Origin of the sequence: Flavobacterium sp. 316 (assembly GCF_000967805.1) — a bacterium.
Lineage (GTDB): Bacteria > Bacteroidota > Bacteroidia > Flavobacteriales > Flavobacteriaceae > Flavobacterium > Flavobacterium sediminilitoris.
Map to the genome: position 1 here is coordinate 242,622 of NZ_JYGZ01000004.1, position 15,080 is coordinate 257,701.

15 protein-coding genes and 1 tRNA gene are annotated in these 15,080 nt (G+C 29.5%); 11 read left to right on the forward strand and 5 right to left on the reverse strand.

Features of this window, described 5'->3' with window-relative positions:
* Positions 1 to 23: 23 nt before the first annotated feature.
* Positions 24 to 1,052 (reverse strand): hypothetical protein, encoded by a 1,029-nt coding sequence (locus SY27_RS09870; RefSeq protein WP_045969743.1) that lies wholly within the window; start codon positions 1,050 to 1,052, stop codon positions 24 to 26.
* 122 nt (positions 1,053 to 1,174) lie between these two features.
* Here SY27_RS09870 and SY27_RS09875 point away from each other — a divergent pair, with 122 nt between their 5' ends.
* The 11 genes from SY27_RS09875 (at position 1,175) to SY27_RS09925 (ending at position 8,952) form a co-directional block, all read left to right on the forward strand.
* Positions 1,175 to 1,759, forward strand: coding sequence for an RNA polymerase sigma factor (locus tag SY27_RS09875; RefSeq protein ID WP_045969745.1), 585 nt, complete (start codon positions 1,175 to 1,177; stop codon positions 1,757 to 1,759).
* A 1-nt stretch (position 1,760) separates the two neighbouring features.
* Positions 1,761 to 2,492: a tol-pal system YbgF family protein gene (locus SY27_RS09880; RefSeq protein WP_045969747.1), complete on the forward strand. Its 732-nt coding sequence runs from the start codon at positions 1,761 to 1,763 to the stop codon at positions 2,490 to 2,492.
* 110 nt (positions 2,493 to 2,602) lie between these two features.
* Positions 2,603 to 3,370: a TatD family hydrolase gene (locus SY27_RS09885; RefSeq protein ID WP_200894150.1), complete on the forward strand. Its 768-nt coding sequence runs from the start codon at positions 2,603 to 2,605 to the stop codon at positions 3,368 to 3,370.
* Positions 3,371 to 3,435: 65 nt separating this feature from the next.
* Positions 3,436 to 4,572: a 1-acyl-sn-glycerol-3-phosphate acyltransferase gene (locus tag SY27_RS09890; protein ID WP_045969751.1), complete on the forward strand. Its 1,137-nt coding sequence runs from the start codon at positions 3,436 to 3,438 to the stop codon at positions 4,570 to 4,572.
* On the forward strand, positions 4,562 to 5,587 hold the full coding sequence (locus tag SY27_RS09895) for an asparaginase (RefSeq protein ID WP_045969753.1): 1,026 nt from the start codon (positions 4,562 to 4,564) through the stop codon (positions 5,585 to 5,587). Before SY27_RS09890 ends, SY27_RS09895 begins: the two co-directional genes overlap by 11 nt.
* Positions 5,588 to 5,661: 74 nt before the next feature.
* Positions 5,662 to 5,749 (forward strand) — tRNA-Ser (locus SY27_RS09900).
* Between the two features lie 78 nt (positions 5,750 to 5,827).
* Positions 5,828 to 6,628 carry a MotA/TolQ/ExbB proton channel family protein gene (locus SY27_RS09905; RefSeq protein ID WP_045969755.1) on the forward strand — a complete coding sequence of 267 codons (801 nt, stop codon included), beginning with the start codon at positions 5,828 to 5,830 and terminating at the stop codon, positions 6,626 to 6,628.
* 24 nt (positions 6,629 to 6,652) lie between these two features.
* On the forward strand, positions 6,653 to 7,075 hold the full coding sequence (locus tag SY27_RS09910; protein ID WP_052705255.1) for a hypothetical protein: 423 nt from the start codon (positions 6,653 to 6,655) through the stop codon (positions 7,073 to 7,075).
* A 2-nt stretch (positions 7,076 to 7,077) separates the two neighbouring features.
* Positions 7,078 to 7,686, forward strand: a complete 609-nt coding sequence (locus SY27_RS09915; RefSeq protein WP_045969757.1) for a biopolymer transporter ExbD — start codon at positions 7,078 to 7,080, stop codon at positions 7,684 to 7,686.
* Between the two features lie 23 nt (positions 7,687 to 7,709).
* Entirely contained in the window at positions 7,710 to 8,180 is a 471-nt protein-coding gene (locus tag SY27_RS09920; protein WP_045969759.1) for a biopolymer transporter ExbD, read from the forward strand.
* Between the two features lie 94 nt (positions 8,181 to 8,274).
* Complete coding sequence (locus SY27_RS09925; RefSeq protein ID WP_045969761.1) at positions 8,275 to 8,952, forward strand: porin family protein; 678 nt, start codon at positions 8,275 to 8,277, stop codon at positions 8,950 to 8,952.
* Here SY27_RS09925 and SY27_RS09930 read toward each other — a convergent pair.
* From SY27_RS09930 to SY27_RS09945, 4 genes are all read right to left on the reverse strand, one after another.
* Positions 8,947 to 9,558 (reverse strand): hypothetical protein, encoded by a 612-nt coding sequence (locus SY27_RS09930; protein WP_045969764.1) that lies wholly within the window; start codon positions 9,556 to 9,558, stop codon positions 8,947 to 8,949. The two genes, SY27_RS09925 and SY27_RS09930, sit on opposite strands and share 6 nt — an antisense overlap.
* Positions 9,559 to 9,594: 36 nt before the next feature.
* The gene (gene rpoN / locus SY27_RS09935; RefSeq protein ID WP_045969767.1) at positions 9,595 to 11,058 is read right to left on the reverse strand and encodes an RNA polymerase factor sigma-54; all 1,464 of its coding nucleotides are present in this window, start codon (positions 11,056 to 11,058) and stop codon (positions 9,595 to 9,597) included.
* A 73-nt stretch (positions 11,059 to 11,131) separates the two neighbouring features.
* Positions 11,132 to 12,580: an asparagine--tRNA ligase gene (gene asnS / locus SY27_RS09940; RefSeq protein ID WP_045969769.1), complete on the reverse strand. Its 1,449-nt coding sequence runs from the start codon at positions 12,578 to 12,580 to the stop codon at positions 11,132 to 11,134.
* A 31-nt stretch (positions 12,581 to 12,611) separates the two neighbouring features.
* Entirely contained in the window at positions 12,612 to 15,029 is a 2,418-nt protein-coding gene (locus tag SY27_RS09945; RefSeq protein ID WP_045969771.1) for an RND family transporter, read from the reverse strand.
* Positions 15,030 to 15,080: the final 51 nt, after the last annotated feature.

The following is a 15,080-nucleotide window of genomic DNA, read 5'->3' on the forward strand; positions in this document are numbered from 1 at the left end:
TTTCAAAAACAAACTTAACTAAATTATGGTAAAGCATTTATATCAGCAATTAATTGCGTTTCATCACCTAAAATTGTTTCAGCAAGAGTAAAATCATAGACCGCATTTTCAGTTATAGTTACAGATTTAATAGCATATCTCCATTGTCCGCTTTCTTCAGTCACAAAAATGACATGACAAGCTAATCCAATTGGGATTTGACCATAATGTTCAGAAAATTGACCTGTAGATGCATTATAAGTATCTAATTTTGCTAAAGCACTACCTTCTCCATCATAATGTAAATAAACAGCACTATTTTCAAAATTATATCCAGAAGGAACAGTTGCTAAAATTTCAGTTTTTGGACCAGTATAATTATAAAATTTGTCAACATTTGTCCAACCGAAGTTATTAAAATAAGCATAGTATGTACCTCCTGCCGTATCTTGTTCAAAGAAAACACCTCCTTGATTTCCATTAGGATCTTCCTGCTCTCTCCAGTCTAAATTTCCATCTTCATCAATAGTTCCATCCCATAGAATCATATCATTTTCAACAGTAGTTAAACTTGCAGGGATTCTCAAATTCATACTACAGTTAATCTCTAATTGTTGTCCGTTTTGGGTAGCATTAATAAAAAATTCTCCGCCAGAAATAAGCATTGCCATATCTCCATTTGGCATCATTCCCATTGTTGTTTTATTGATTACCAACATTGTTCCTCCATCGAAAACCTCTATGTATTTAATAGCAGCTGTTCCTGTAATAGCATTCCCATTCAATGTTAAGCATGAAGGATTAATATCAATTTCAACTCCATTAGCAGAAGTAAAAGTAGTTATCCCATTCGCAGTATTTAATTGGAACTCTTGAGTAATATTCTCTAATGCATCTTCTCTTAATGCGTTAAATTCTGCTGCTGAAGGTAAATCACAAAGTCCATCACAGTCATTATCATCCGATTTTTCACAGCTAGTAAGAATTGTCATTGATAATACAATAATTAATGCGGCTTTAAAAAAAATCGATCTATTTTCCGCTTTTCTGTTTAAAAAAAATAACTTTTTCATAATTTTTGTTTTTAAATTCTATTAATATATCAATCAAAACATTAAAATGTTACCCTACTCCTTTTATTTATTTTCTAATTCTATTGATATCTTTTTATCTTAGCTACTTAAATAAATTGTTCATGGTAGAAAAAAATGCACATCAAGATCAATTATATATAGATGGATTATTAAATAATAATACTAAAATTATTCATGCTATATATAAAAAATTTGCTCCAAAGGTTACTCATTATATAAAAATGAATAATGGAAGTGAAGATGAAGCTCAAGATGTTATTCAAGAAGTATTGATTACAATTTACAATCAGGCAAAACAAAATAATTTAAAAATAACTTGCCCTTTTGATGCTTATTTTTTCCTATTATGTAAAAGAAAATGGTTAAATGAATTGAAAAAATCTTCAAATAAAGAGGTAACATTACAAGATGATAATGTATCTAAAGATGAATCACTTCAAGAAATGCTATTCGAAACAGAACTATTTAATGAAAAACAAGCGTTGTTTGAAAAAATGTTTTTACAATTAGGAGAAAAATGTAAAGAATTACTCAAACTGAGTTTTATATTAAAAACGATGGAAGAAGTAGCAACAACTTTGAATGTTTCTTACGCTTATGCAAGAAAGAAAAAATCACTTTGTACAGGAAAACTAACTGAAATGATTCGAGAATCTATAGAATATAAATCCTTAACGAAACAATAGAATGCAAGAAGATATATATATCCTTTTTGAAAATTATTTACAAAACAAAATGGTTTTCGAAGAAAAAGCTGCTTTTGAAGAGCAACTTCTAAATGATAATGATTTAAGGGAAAAACTAGAATTATACAAAGAGACTAGTCAGTTTTTAAAAACTAAATATTCTCAAGAAGGTAAAATGTTTGAAGAAAACTTAAAGGAAATTGCTAAGAATTATGCTTCTCATGAAACAATTTCTAGCAAACCAAAAGTTATTTCAATACATAAAAAATGGTTTACTATAGCTGCTACAATACTTCTATTCATTTCAATTTGGTTTTTTATTCAAACTTCTAATCCTAAATATGCTGATTATAATGAACATCAAAAAGCATATTTCACAGAAAGAAGTGATGTAAATGAAAGCTTAAAACAAGCTCAAGACGCCTTCAATGCAAAAAATTTCAAAGAAGCTGTTTCTTATTTTGAAAAAATAAAACAAACTAACAATTTAGGACTAGAAGAAGAATTATATTATGCCATTTCATTAATAGAAATCAATCAATATGACCAGGCTGAAAACATATTAAATACATTAAAAAATGGCAAATCGGTATACAAAGAAAAAGCTATTTGGTATTTAGGTCTATCCAAATTGAAACAAAAAGAATATTCAAAATGTAAGGAATACTTAGAATTATTACCTGAAAGTGCAGAAGATTATCAGAAAGCACAACGAATTTTGAAAGAATTATAACACATAAATGAAAAAGAAACCAAAGCTACTGAACATTCAGTAGCTTTTTTGGTTATATACCAATAAAGATTTTAAATTTGCACTCTAAATTTTTTATTTTGAACAATCCTATTACGCTTACAGATACTCATACACATCTATATTCTGAAGAATTTGATCAAGACAGAAATGAAAGTATTCAAAATGCTATTAACGCTGGAGTTTCTCGTTTTTTTATTCCTTCAATTGATTCTAATTATACCCAAAAAATGTATGATTTAGAGCAACAATATCCTGAAAATATATTTTTAATGATAGGCTTACACCCTACTTATGTTAAAGAAAATTATTTAGAAGAATTAGCTCATGTAGAAAAAGAATTAGCTTCAAGAAAATTCTATGCAATAGGAGAAATTGGAATTGATTTATACTGGGATAAAACATTCCTAAAAGAACAACAATATGTTTTTAAACATCAAATACAATTAGCAAAAAAACACAAATTAGCTATCAATATTCATTGTAGAGATGCATTTGATGAAGTATTTGAAGTTTTAGAGAGTGAAAAAAGCGATGACTTATTTGGTATTTTCCATTGTTTTACTGGTGATTTCAAGCAAGCTAAAAAAGCAATAGATTTAAATATGAAATTAGGAATAGGAGGAGTTGCTACCTTTAAAAACGGAAAAATAGACCAATTCTTAAAAGAAATTGATTTGAAAAATATTGTTTTAGAAACAGATTCTCCCTATTTAGCACCAGTGCCTTATCGTGGAAAAAGAAATGAAAGTAGTTATACCTTATTAGTTGCGCAGAAATTAGCAGAAATTTATAACGTGTCAGTAGCAGAAATTGCTAATATTACTACGGAAAATTCGAAAGCAATTTTCGGAATTTAACGAAGAATTTACCGCCATTTATTATTTTTTTTGTTCTTTTGTGTACCGATTTTTTAAAAATCCTTATGTCTAAATTTGATTCTATTCGTCCGTTTTATGATTCTGAGGTTAACGAAGCCTTGTGTTCTTCATTAAATCATCCTATGATGAAAGCGATGATGAATTTTACCTTTCCAGATACTGAAGAAGAAGTTTGGAAAGAACAATTAAAAAAAACACACTCAATACGTGATTTTCAAGTTAATTTTGTGTATCAATCTATAATGAAAGTATTAGAAAAAAGCTCAGATGGATTAACTACTTCTGGCTTTGAAAAATTAGAACCTAATACATCTTATCTTTTTATTTCAAATCATAGAGATATTATTTTAGATACATCATTACTTAATGTTTCATTGTTCGACCATGGATTAGTTATGACAGCTTCTGCAATTGGAGATAATTTAGTACAAAAAGATTTTGTATTAAACTTATCAAAATTAAACAGAAACTTCCTAGTTCAAAGAGGATTAACACCTCGTGAATTACTCCAAAGCTCTAAATTAATGTCTGAATACATGTACCATTTACTATCAAAGGAAAATCGTTCCGTTTGGATTGCGCAAAGAGAAGGACGAACTAAAGATGGAAATGATGCAACACATCAAGGTGTTTTGAAAATGCTAGGAATGGCTTCAGATGAAAAAGAAGTTACCGATTTTTTCAAAAAAATAAAAATCGTTCCAGTCTCTATTTCTTATGAATATGACCCAACCGATGCATTAAAAATGCCACAATTATTAGCACAAGCTAAGGATGAAGTTTATATAAAAAACAAAAATGAAGATTTCATTACACTTCTAAGTGGAATTATAGGGCAAAAAAAACGTATCCATATCCATGTAGGAAATGTTATTAACAAAGAACTTGACTATATTAAAATTCATAATGATAATACAAACAAACAAGTTCAAGCATTAGCTAATGTAATAGACGATTCTATATTACAGCATTATAAATTGTGGCCAACAAACTATATTGCTTATGATATATTAAATAATACCACTCAATATTCACAATTCTACACAACTGAGGAAAAACAATTATTCCAAAGAAGGTTTGAAATGAGAATTGACACAGATAACAAAACACTAAGAGACGGATTTTTGGCAATGTATGCTAATCCAGTTGTAAATAAAATGAAATATAATAATGCCGAATAAGCCACAAATTTTACTTATTTATACTGGAGGAACCATTGGAATGGTTAAGGACTTTTCTACTGGTGCTCTCAAAGCATTTAATTTTAAAAAATTACTTAATAAAATCCCTGAAATACAACTTTTAGATTGTAATATTGACACCATTTCTTTTGAATTTCCAATAGATTCATCTAATATGAATGTTCAGTATTGGCAACAAATAGCAACAATAATAGAAGAAAATTATTCAACATTTGATGGTTTTGTTGTTCTTCATGGTTCTGACACAATGTCTTATAGCGCTTCAGCATTAAGTTTCATGCTTGAAAACCTTGAAAAACCAGTTATTTTCACAGGTTCTCAATTACCAATAGGAGACCTAAGAACGGATGCTAAAGAAAATTTAATTACAGCAATTCAAATTGCTTCATTACAACAAAATGGAGTCGCTATTATTCAAGAAGTTGGCCTGTACTTTGAATATAAACTATACAGAGGAAATAGGACAACCAAAATTAGTGCTGAACATTTTAATGCTTTTGCCTCTCCAAATTTTTCAGAATTAGCAGAGTCAGGAGTCCATTTAAAGATAAATAAAGATATTTTATTAAGAAAAATAGCAAATAAAAAACTAAAAGTCAATAAGAATTTCGATAAAAATGTTGTTATTTTAAAAGTTTTTCCCGGAATTAATGAGGATGTTGTTGAGGCAATCATAAATATAACAAATTTAAAAGGAATTGTTTTAGAAACTTATGGTTCAGGAAATGCTCCTACAGAAAAATGGTTTATAGAAAAATTAAAAAAGGCAATAAATAAAAAAATTCACGTTATAAATGTTACGCAATGTAGTGGAGGTGCTGTCGCTATGGGACAATATGAAACAAGCACACAATTAAGGGACATAGGAGTTATTTCAGGATTTGATATCACAACAGAAGCTGCAATAACAAAATTAATGTATTTATTGGGACAAAAAGTTTCTTTTAACGTATTTAAAACTATTTTTGAAACCAGTTTAAGGGGCGAACTATAGTAAAAAATGCTATTAAAATTTTTATTCCTGAATTTTTTTACGTTATTTAGCGCCCTTGAAATTGACATATCAATGGAGAGGTGTCCGAGAGGTCGAAGGAGCATGCCTGGAAAGTATGTATGCTCCGAAAGAGCATCGAGGGTTCGAATCCCTTCCTCTCCGCGTAAGAAATATTTTTAATTTCATAAATTATTTTATACTTTTAACCAAATTAACTAATTAAATTTAAGAACAAAAGCGATGAAAAGATTATTTTCTATTTTAGCAATCACAGGGCTTATGACTTTTGGTAACATTCAAGCTCAAGATTCTACAGCAACTGAAACACCTGCTACAGAACAAGTTCAAGAAGAAGTAACAACTGATGAAGAAGCTGTAGTTGTTGATGATGCAACAGAAATTGAAGCTGAGCCGACTTTTACTCAAAAAATGAAACAACGTTTCATTGAAGGAGGTCCTGGTTTTATGGGAATTGTATTAATCTGTTTGATTTTAGGATTAGCAATTGCTATTGAAAGAATTATTTATTTAAATCTTTCTACTACAAACTCTAAAAAATTGATTTCTAATGTAGAAGACGCATTAAAATCTGGCGGAGTTGAAGCTGCAAAAGAAGTATGTAGAAATACATCTGGTCCAGTAGCATCTATCTTTTATCAAGGTTTAGATAGACATTCTCATGGAATTGATTCAGCAGAAAAAGCAGTAGTTGCTTATGGTGGTGTTCAAATGGGACAATTAGAGAAAAATGTTTCTTGGATTTCTTTATTTATTGCACTAGCACCGATGTTAGGGTTCATGGGAACTGTAATTGGTATGATTGAAGCATTTGACCAAATTCAATCTGCAGGATCTATGGAACCATCTTTAGTTGCTGGAGGTATTAAAGTTGCCTTATTAACAACTGTATTTGGTCTTATAGTAGCTATTATTTTACAAGTATTTTATAACTATATCATTGCAAAAATTGATTCTATAGTTAATGACATGGAAGATGCTTCAATTAGTTTAATTGACATCTTATCTGATTACAAAAAATAATAACCTTATAAAACGACAATTGTCATGAAATTACACAATTTAACAAAATTTGCAGCTATTGTCATTGCCATTTTAGGTATTATTTTCTTGGCGGGATTAATGTCTTCAAGTGATGATGACGCCAATAATGGCTGGATTTCACCTTTAATATATTTGTCGTATATCGTACTTGTAATTTGTATTGCTATTGTATTGATATATGTTTTGAAAAATTTATTTTCTAACAAAGAAAATTTTAAAAGAACAATAATTTCATTAGGATTATTTTTAGGTGTAATATTGATATCATACGTATTAGCTGGCGATGAAGAAGTTAAAGCTAATGGTATTATGCATTCAGGTTCTACTTCAAAATTAGTAGGAGCTGGTCTAAATGCTTTTTATTTACTTACTCTTGTTGCATTAGGAACAATGGTTTGGGCATTTTTAAATAAACTTAAAAAATAATTATGGCAAAAAGAGAAGCACCAGAGGTAAATGCTGGTTCCATGGCAGATATTGCTTTCCTTCTTTTAATCTTCTTCTTGGTCACAACTACCATTGGAGTTGATCAAGGAATCAATAGATTATTGCCTAGATATGAAGAGAACCCTCCTGTGCCACCTATTAATGAAAGAAACATAATGAGAGTTCTTGTTAACATGGACAATCAACTTTTGGTTAATGACCAAGTTATGAAGATTGAAGATGTTAGGCAAGCTGCAATTGATTTCTTAGAAAATAATGGCGATGGGACTTGTACATATTGCGAAGGGAAGAAAAACTCTAAATCTTCTGATAATCCAGATGAGGCAGTAATATCATTAATGAATGATGGGCAAACTAGTTATGAAACGTATATAGCGGTTCAAAATGAATTAGTAGCTGCATATTATTTTTTAAGAGATAGAGAAAGTATGAAACGATATGGAAAGAAATACACTGAATTAGAATACGTTGCAAATGATCCAGCATCAAAAGCAATTGAAGGTCTAGTTGAAGAACTAGAACCGAAAGTAAAGAGAATTCAAGAAATGTTTCCAATGAGACTTTCAGAAGCAGAATCAAAAAAGAACTAATAACCCTTTAAGTTTTAGAAACTATGTCTAAATTTAAAAAGAAAAAAACGGGAGGTACTCCAGGAATTTCTACAGCATCATTACCAGATATTGTGTTTATGCTTTTGTTCTTCTTTATGACTGCTACAACTATGAAAGATAGTGATTTAAAAATCGAGAATCGATTACCAAAAGCAGATCAAACGGCAAAGTTGCATAAGAAACAATATATTATGTATATATATGCTGGTAAACCTAAAGAAGGTTATAAATCATTAGGTTCATCTGATCGTATTCAGTTAAATGATAAAATTTCTACAGTAGGAGATCTTAGAAGTTTTGTAATCACTGAAAGAGCAGAAAGAAATTCTGAAGACGAGAAGTATTTAACAGCATCTTTAAAAATTGACAAAGATGTTAAAATGGCACTAGTACAAGATATTAAAACTGAATTACGTAAAGTAGACCAGTTGAAAGTAAATTATACTACAACTCAAGGAAATCCTATTAAATAAATAAAAGTAAGTATTCTTTTCATTTATAAAATATAAAAGGTACGCGTTTTGCGTACCTTTTTTTATTATTTTTATACCTAATCTTTATAGGTCAATGCGTACAATTATTTTGCTTTTATATATTTTAATGTTTTCAGCATCTTATTCTCAAGATACTGAAAATAAAATCGCTGTAGATTCTTTATTTAGAGAAGATCAATTCTATGTATCATTGAGTTATAATTTGCTTAGAAATAGTCCTAACAACTATTCTCAGTATTCTTTTTCTTCAGGTGTAACATTGGGCTTTTTAAGAGATATGCCAATAACAAAAGATAGAAATTGGTCTATAGGATTAGGTCTTGGCTATTCTTACAATGACATTAAACATAATTTAAAAATTATCCCTTCTTCTCCAAACAACATTTATAGCATAGACAACTCTTATGATAAAAGCAAGCTTATCTTACACTATGCTGAACTACCAATTGAGATTAGATGGAGAAATGCTACATATACTAGTCATAAATTTTGGAGAATATACACTGGGTTTAAGTTTAGTTATCTTTTTGCTAGTAAAAGTATTTTTGAATCAAATTCTGAGAGTTATACAATTAATAGAAGTAACGAAATTGTTAATTTGCAATATGGTCCTTATTTAAGCGTAGGATACAATACCGTAAATCTATATGCTTATTATGGATTAAAATCTCACTTTGGTGATGCCAAAATTGGAGATAAAGACATGAGATTAAATTCTTTTAATGTAGGTTTTATTTTCTATATTTTATAACCAAAAATACCAGAATATCACTTGTGAAAGCACTCCTATAAATCCTCCAACAATTAATTCTATTGGCGTATGGGATTTCATGTAAAGCCTAGATGAAGCAACAAAACCTATACACATAACAGAAAAAGCTATAGTATTAACTAAAGGTAATTCTAAGTGAATAGATAATCCATATACGAATGTTCCCAATGAGCATATTCCAATCATGTGTAAACTGGCTTTAAATCGCAGTAAAACACAAATAAAAGCCAATATTGAGCTTGAAAAACCGCCTAGAAAAAAATAGAACAACTCTGGCAAAGCATTTAATGACGTACTAAACTTTAGTAATAAAAAAAGTAATATTGCTTGTGTCATCAAAGGTAATTTCCGCTCCTTTAAACTGGCTTCTGTAAATGATGCTACAATCCCAAGAGAAATAAAGAGATAATACAATGAAATAGGCAAAAACAAAGTCAAAATACCTACCTGTATTAAAGTTAAAAGAACCTGAGATTCATAAATATAAGTCTGAGACACTATGAAATAAAAAAGAGTTCCATATAAAGAAATAAATATTGGATGAAAAACATAAGAAAATAAAGGTAATACTTTTTTTAAATCCATATTTTAGGAAAATAGCTCTGTTTTTCTAATTTCTATCTATATCTTTTTTCTTAAACGCGCAACAGGAATATCCATTAGTTCTCTATATTTCGCAACAGTCCTTCTAGCAATAGGATATCCTTTTTCTTTTAAAATTTCAGCAAGTTTATCATCAGGCAAAGGCTTTTTCTTATCCTCATCACTTATAACGGTTTCTAGTATTTTTTTAATCTCAATAGTAGAAACATCTTCTCCTTGATCATTTTTCATTGCCTCACTAAAGTAATCTTTAATTAATTTAGTTCCATAAGGAGTGTCTACATATTTACTGTTTGCAACACGTGAAATGGTAGAAATATCCAACCCAACTAAATCAGCAATATCTTTCAATATCATGGGTTTTAGTTTAGTTTCATCTCCATCTAAAAAATATTCTTCTTGATAATGCATTATAGCATTCATGGTAACAAATAATGTTTCTTGTCGCTGTTTTATAGCATCAATAAACCATTTTGCAGAATCTAATTTTTGTTTTATGAACTGAACCGCATCTTTTTGTGAATTAGACTTCTCATTACTATCCTTGTAACTTTGAAGCATTTCCTGATAATCTTTAGAAATATGCAATTCAGGAGCATTACGACCATTTAGCAACAATTCTAATTCGCCATCTACGATTCTAATGGTAAAATCAGGCACAACATGCTCTATAGGCTTCTGATTGCCGTCATATGCACCACCTGGTTTTGGATTTAATTTTTCAATTTCATCTATAGCTTTTCTTAGTTGTTCTTTAGATATCTCATATTTTTGAAGCAGCTTATCATAGTGTTTTTTGGAAAAAGCATCAAATTGATTTTTTATAATATCAATAGCTAATTCAATACTATCTGTAGGCGTTTTGTGCTTTAACTGCAAAAGAAGACATTCCTGCAAATCTCTAGCTGCAACACCAGAAGGCTCTAGTTCTTGTACAATACTTAAAATCTTTTCAACAGTAGCTTCGTTTGTATATATTCCTTGCGTGAAAGCCATATCATCTACTATATCTTGAACAGATCTTCTTATATAGCCCATATCATCAATACTACCAACTAAAAATTCGGCAATATCTCGTTCATCATCACTTAGAATAAATGTATTTAATTGATTTAATAAATCTTGATGAAAAGTGACTCCTGCAATAAAGGGCATACTGTTATCTTCGTCGTCATCACTATAATTATTAGCTTGATATTTATAGTCAGGCGTTTCGTCATTACTTAAATATTCATCAATATTAATATCTTCTGCTTCAATCCTTTCCCCTTCATAATCATCATAATCGTCATTAGAATCCCCATACTCATCATCATAATCTAAATTTTCTTCTTTCCCGTTTTCTAATGCTGGATTTTCTACTAATTCTTCTTGAAGTCTTTGTTCAAATGCTTGTGTAGGCAATTGAATTAACTTCATCAATTGAATTTGTTGAGGAGATAATTTCTGTGATAATTTAAATTGTAAACTTTGTCTTAACATTTTTGTTGAATCGTATAACAGTTAATCGTTTAATCGACTAAACAAATATACGATTAAACGATTAAACATTAAATTAAAATTCTGCGTTTTGTGGTGTTCTCGGGAAAGGAATAACATCTCTAATATTTGTCATTCCAGTTACAAACAATACTAAACGCTCAAATCCTAATCCAAATCCTGAATGTACGGCCGAACCAAATCTTCTAGTATCTAAATACCACCATAATTCTTCTTCTTCAATACCTAAAGCTTTCATTTTTTCAACCAAAACATCTAAACGTTCTTCACGTTGAGAACCTCCAACAATTTCTCCAATTCCTGGGAATAAAATATCCATTGCACGAACCGTTTCTTTACCAGGCTCAGTATTTTCATTTAAACGCATGTAAAATGCTTTAATATTAGCTGGATAATCAAACAATATTACAGGACACTTAAAATGTTTTTCAACTAAAAATCGCTCATGTTCGCTTTGTAAATCTGCACCCCATTCTTCAATAATATAATTGAATTTTTTCTTTTTGTTTGGAGTAGAATTCTTTAAAATATCAATCGCTTCAGTATAAGAAACACGTTTAAAGTTATTTTCTAAAACAAATTTTAATTTTTCAAGCAAACTCATTTCACTGCGTTCCGCTTGTGGTTTAGATTTTTCTTCTTCTAGTAATCTACTTTCTAAGAATTTTAAATCATCTTCACATTTTTCAAGTGTATACTTGATAACATATTTAATAAAATCTTCCGCTAAATCCATATTAGCATCTAAATCATTGAAGGCTACTTCAGGCTCAATCATCCAAAATTCTGCTAAGTGGCGAGAAGTATTAGAATTTTCAGCACGGAAAGTTGGTCCAAAAGTATATATTTGACCTAATGCCATTGCATATGTTTCTCCTTCTAATTGCCCCGAAACAGTTAAATTTGTTTCTTTACCAAAGAAATCTTCTTTATAATTTACTTTTCCTTCTTCTGTTCTTGGAGTTCCATCAAATGGCAATGCTGTAACTTTAAACATTTCACCAGCTCCTTCAGCATCACTACCTGTAATAATAGGTGTATTTACATAGAAAAAACCATTTTCTTGAAAATATTGATGCACAGCAAATGACAATGTAGAACGTACACGCATAATTGCACTAAATGCATTAGTACGAACTCTTAAATGTGCTTGCTCTCTTAAGAACTCTAAACTTGGACGATTTCTTAATTGAATAGGATATTTTTCAGGATCACTATCTCCTAAGATTTCAAGTTTCGTTACCTGTATCTCAACAGATTGTCCTTTACCTTTACTTTCTATTAATGTTCCTGTAACTGAAACAGCAGCACTTGTTGTTATTCTTTTTAATGTTTCTTCAGATGTATTCTCAAAATCAACTACACACTGAATATTATTTATTGTTGAACCATCATTTAAAGCTATAAATTGATTATTTCTAAAGCTTCTTACCCAACCTTTAGCTGTAACTTCCTGTAATGTTTTTGTATTGTTTAAAAGGTCTATAACTTTTGTATGTTTCATTTTGTAAACGTTTTAAAGTGCAAATATAAAATTATTCGTTTTTGTTTTCTTCTTCCTCTTCTTCTTTATCTTCTGCTAAGATATCAATTTTAGGCTCTATAAATTCTTGTTCATTAGCAATTGTTTTTTCTAACGTTAACAACAATGCAGGAAGCAATATTAAATTAGCCAACATAGCAAACAATAAAGTTGCCGCAACTAAGCTACCTAAAGCTACTGTTCCTCCAAAACTTGATAATGTAAATACTGAAAATCCAAAAAACAACACAACAGATGTATAGAACATACTAATTCCAGCTTCCTTAACAGTGTTAAAAACTGACTTTTTTATTTTCCAATTGTTTGCTTTTAATTCTTGTCTGTACTTTGCTAAGAAGTGAATAGTATCATCAACAGAAATTCCAAAGGCAATACTAAAAACTAAAATTGTTGAAGGCTTTATAGGAATCCCAAAAAAGCCCATTACTCCCGCAGTAATTATTAATGGAAGAATATTTGGTAACAATGAAATGATAATCATTTTAAAAGACCTAAACAAATAAGCCATTAGCAATGAAATTAGAAAAATAGCAAAGAGTAATGATAACACTAAGTTTTTTACAAGATAATGTGTTCCTTTTTCAAACACATACGCTTTTCCTGTCATAGTAACAGTATATTGTTCAGAAGGGAAAAGGGTATTTATTTTTTCTTGTAATCGATCTTCAATTTTTTTCATTTTATCAGTTCCAATATCTCGCATAAAAGTAGTAACTCTTGCATATTGCCCTGTACTATCTACATAACTTTTCAGCATGTTTTCATTGCCCTTCTTAGTAGAATTTTTTATATAAGATAAAATAAAAGTTTCCTCTTGTTTTGTAGGCAATTCATAATATTCAGGATTGCCATTATAAAAGGATTGTTTAGCATATTTAACTAAATTTACAACAGAAACTGGTTTTGATAATTCTGGGATTTCTTCTATAGTTTCCTGTAATTCGTTAATTCGCTTTAATGTTGCAGATTTTAATGCTCGCTTTGGTTTCTTTGTGTCAATCATTATTTCCAAAGGCATTACACCGTCAAATTCTTTTTCATAAAACACAATATCTTGAAAAAAACCTGCTTTTTTAGGCATATCTTCAATGATACTTCCTGAAATTTTAATTTGATAAATTCCAATAATACCAAAAACTAACAAGGCTATGGCTGATATATAAATCGCAATAGGATGTTTACGAATAGTATTTTCTATCCACTTAACAAATGAGTTGATATAATTTTTTCCTAAATGCGCTAAATGCTTTTCTTTAGGTAATGGCATATAGCTATATATAATTGGAATGATAATTAAACATAAAAAGAATAAGAAAAGAATATTTAATGAAGCAACAATTCCAAACTCTTTTAAAAGTTCACTATCTGTAATAATAAAAGTTGCAAAACCAGCAGCGGTAGTAAGGTTTGTCATTAAAGTTGCGTTTCCTACTTTAGAAATAACGCGTTGTAATGATTTTGCTTTATTACCATGTTTTTTTATTTCTTGTTGATATTTATTGATCAGAAATATACAATTTGGAATACCTATAACAATAATCAGAGGAGGAATAATTGCTGTTAAAACAGTAATTTCGTAGTTTAATAATCCAAGTGTTCCGAATGACCACATAACACCAATGATTACAATTAACATTGAAATTAATGTAGCTCTAAAACTTCTAAAAAAGAAAAAGAAAAGCAAAGATGTAATTAATAATGCAGCACCTACAAAAAGTCCAATTTCATCAATGATACTTTGAGAGTTTAGAGTTCGGATATAAGGCATTCCCGAAATTTTCAAATCAATTCCAGATGCTTTTTCAAAAGTCTCAATCCTATCATCATTAAGATATTTTATTACAAAATCTTTACGAGCTGAAGTATTTACTATTTTTTTATCAATATATATAGCAAATCGTATCGCTCCTGATTCTTTATTAAAAAGCATTCCTTCATAGAAAGGAAGGTTATTAAAAAACTCCTGCTCCTTTTCTTTAAGATAACTTTCAGAAATTTTTTCATTATTAATAAAAGGAACTAACTTAAAACTTTGTTCAGAAGTATCTTTTTGTAAAACGCGTAAATCCTCAATTGAAAGCGACAATTCAACTGCTTTGTCTTTTTTAATTTCGCCAATGAAATTTTCCCAAAGTTTTATATTTTTTGGGGTAAAAAATGTAGAATCCTTAAAGCCAATAACAATTAAATTCCCTTCTTCTCCAAACTTTTCTAAGAAAGAATTATATTGAATATTTACTTCATGATGATCGGGTAAAAGATTTGCTTCAGTATAAGTAAAACGCATGTTTTTCCACTGAAATGCCATGAAAATAGTAAAAAGGGTAAGAGTAATTAGTAATAATACACGGTTGCGTAAAATTCTACTTGCTATAAAATCCCAAAAACTAGTGGTTAACCATTTTAACATTGCTGAAAAATTTGAAGCGCAAAGGTAATGATTCTTACTTAAATAGTTAGA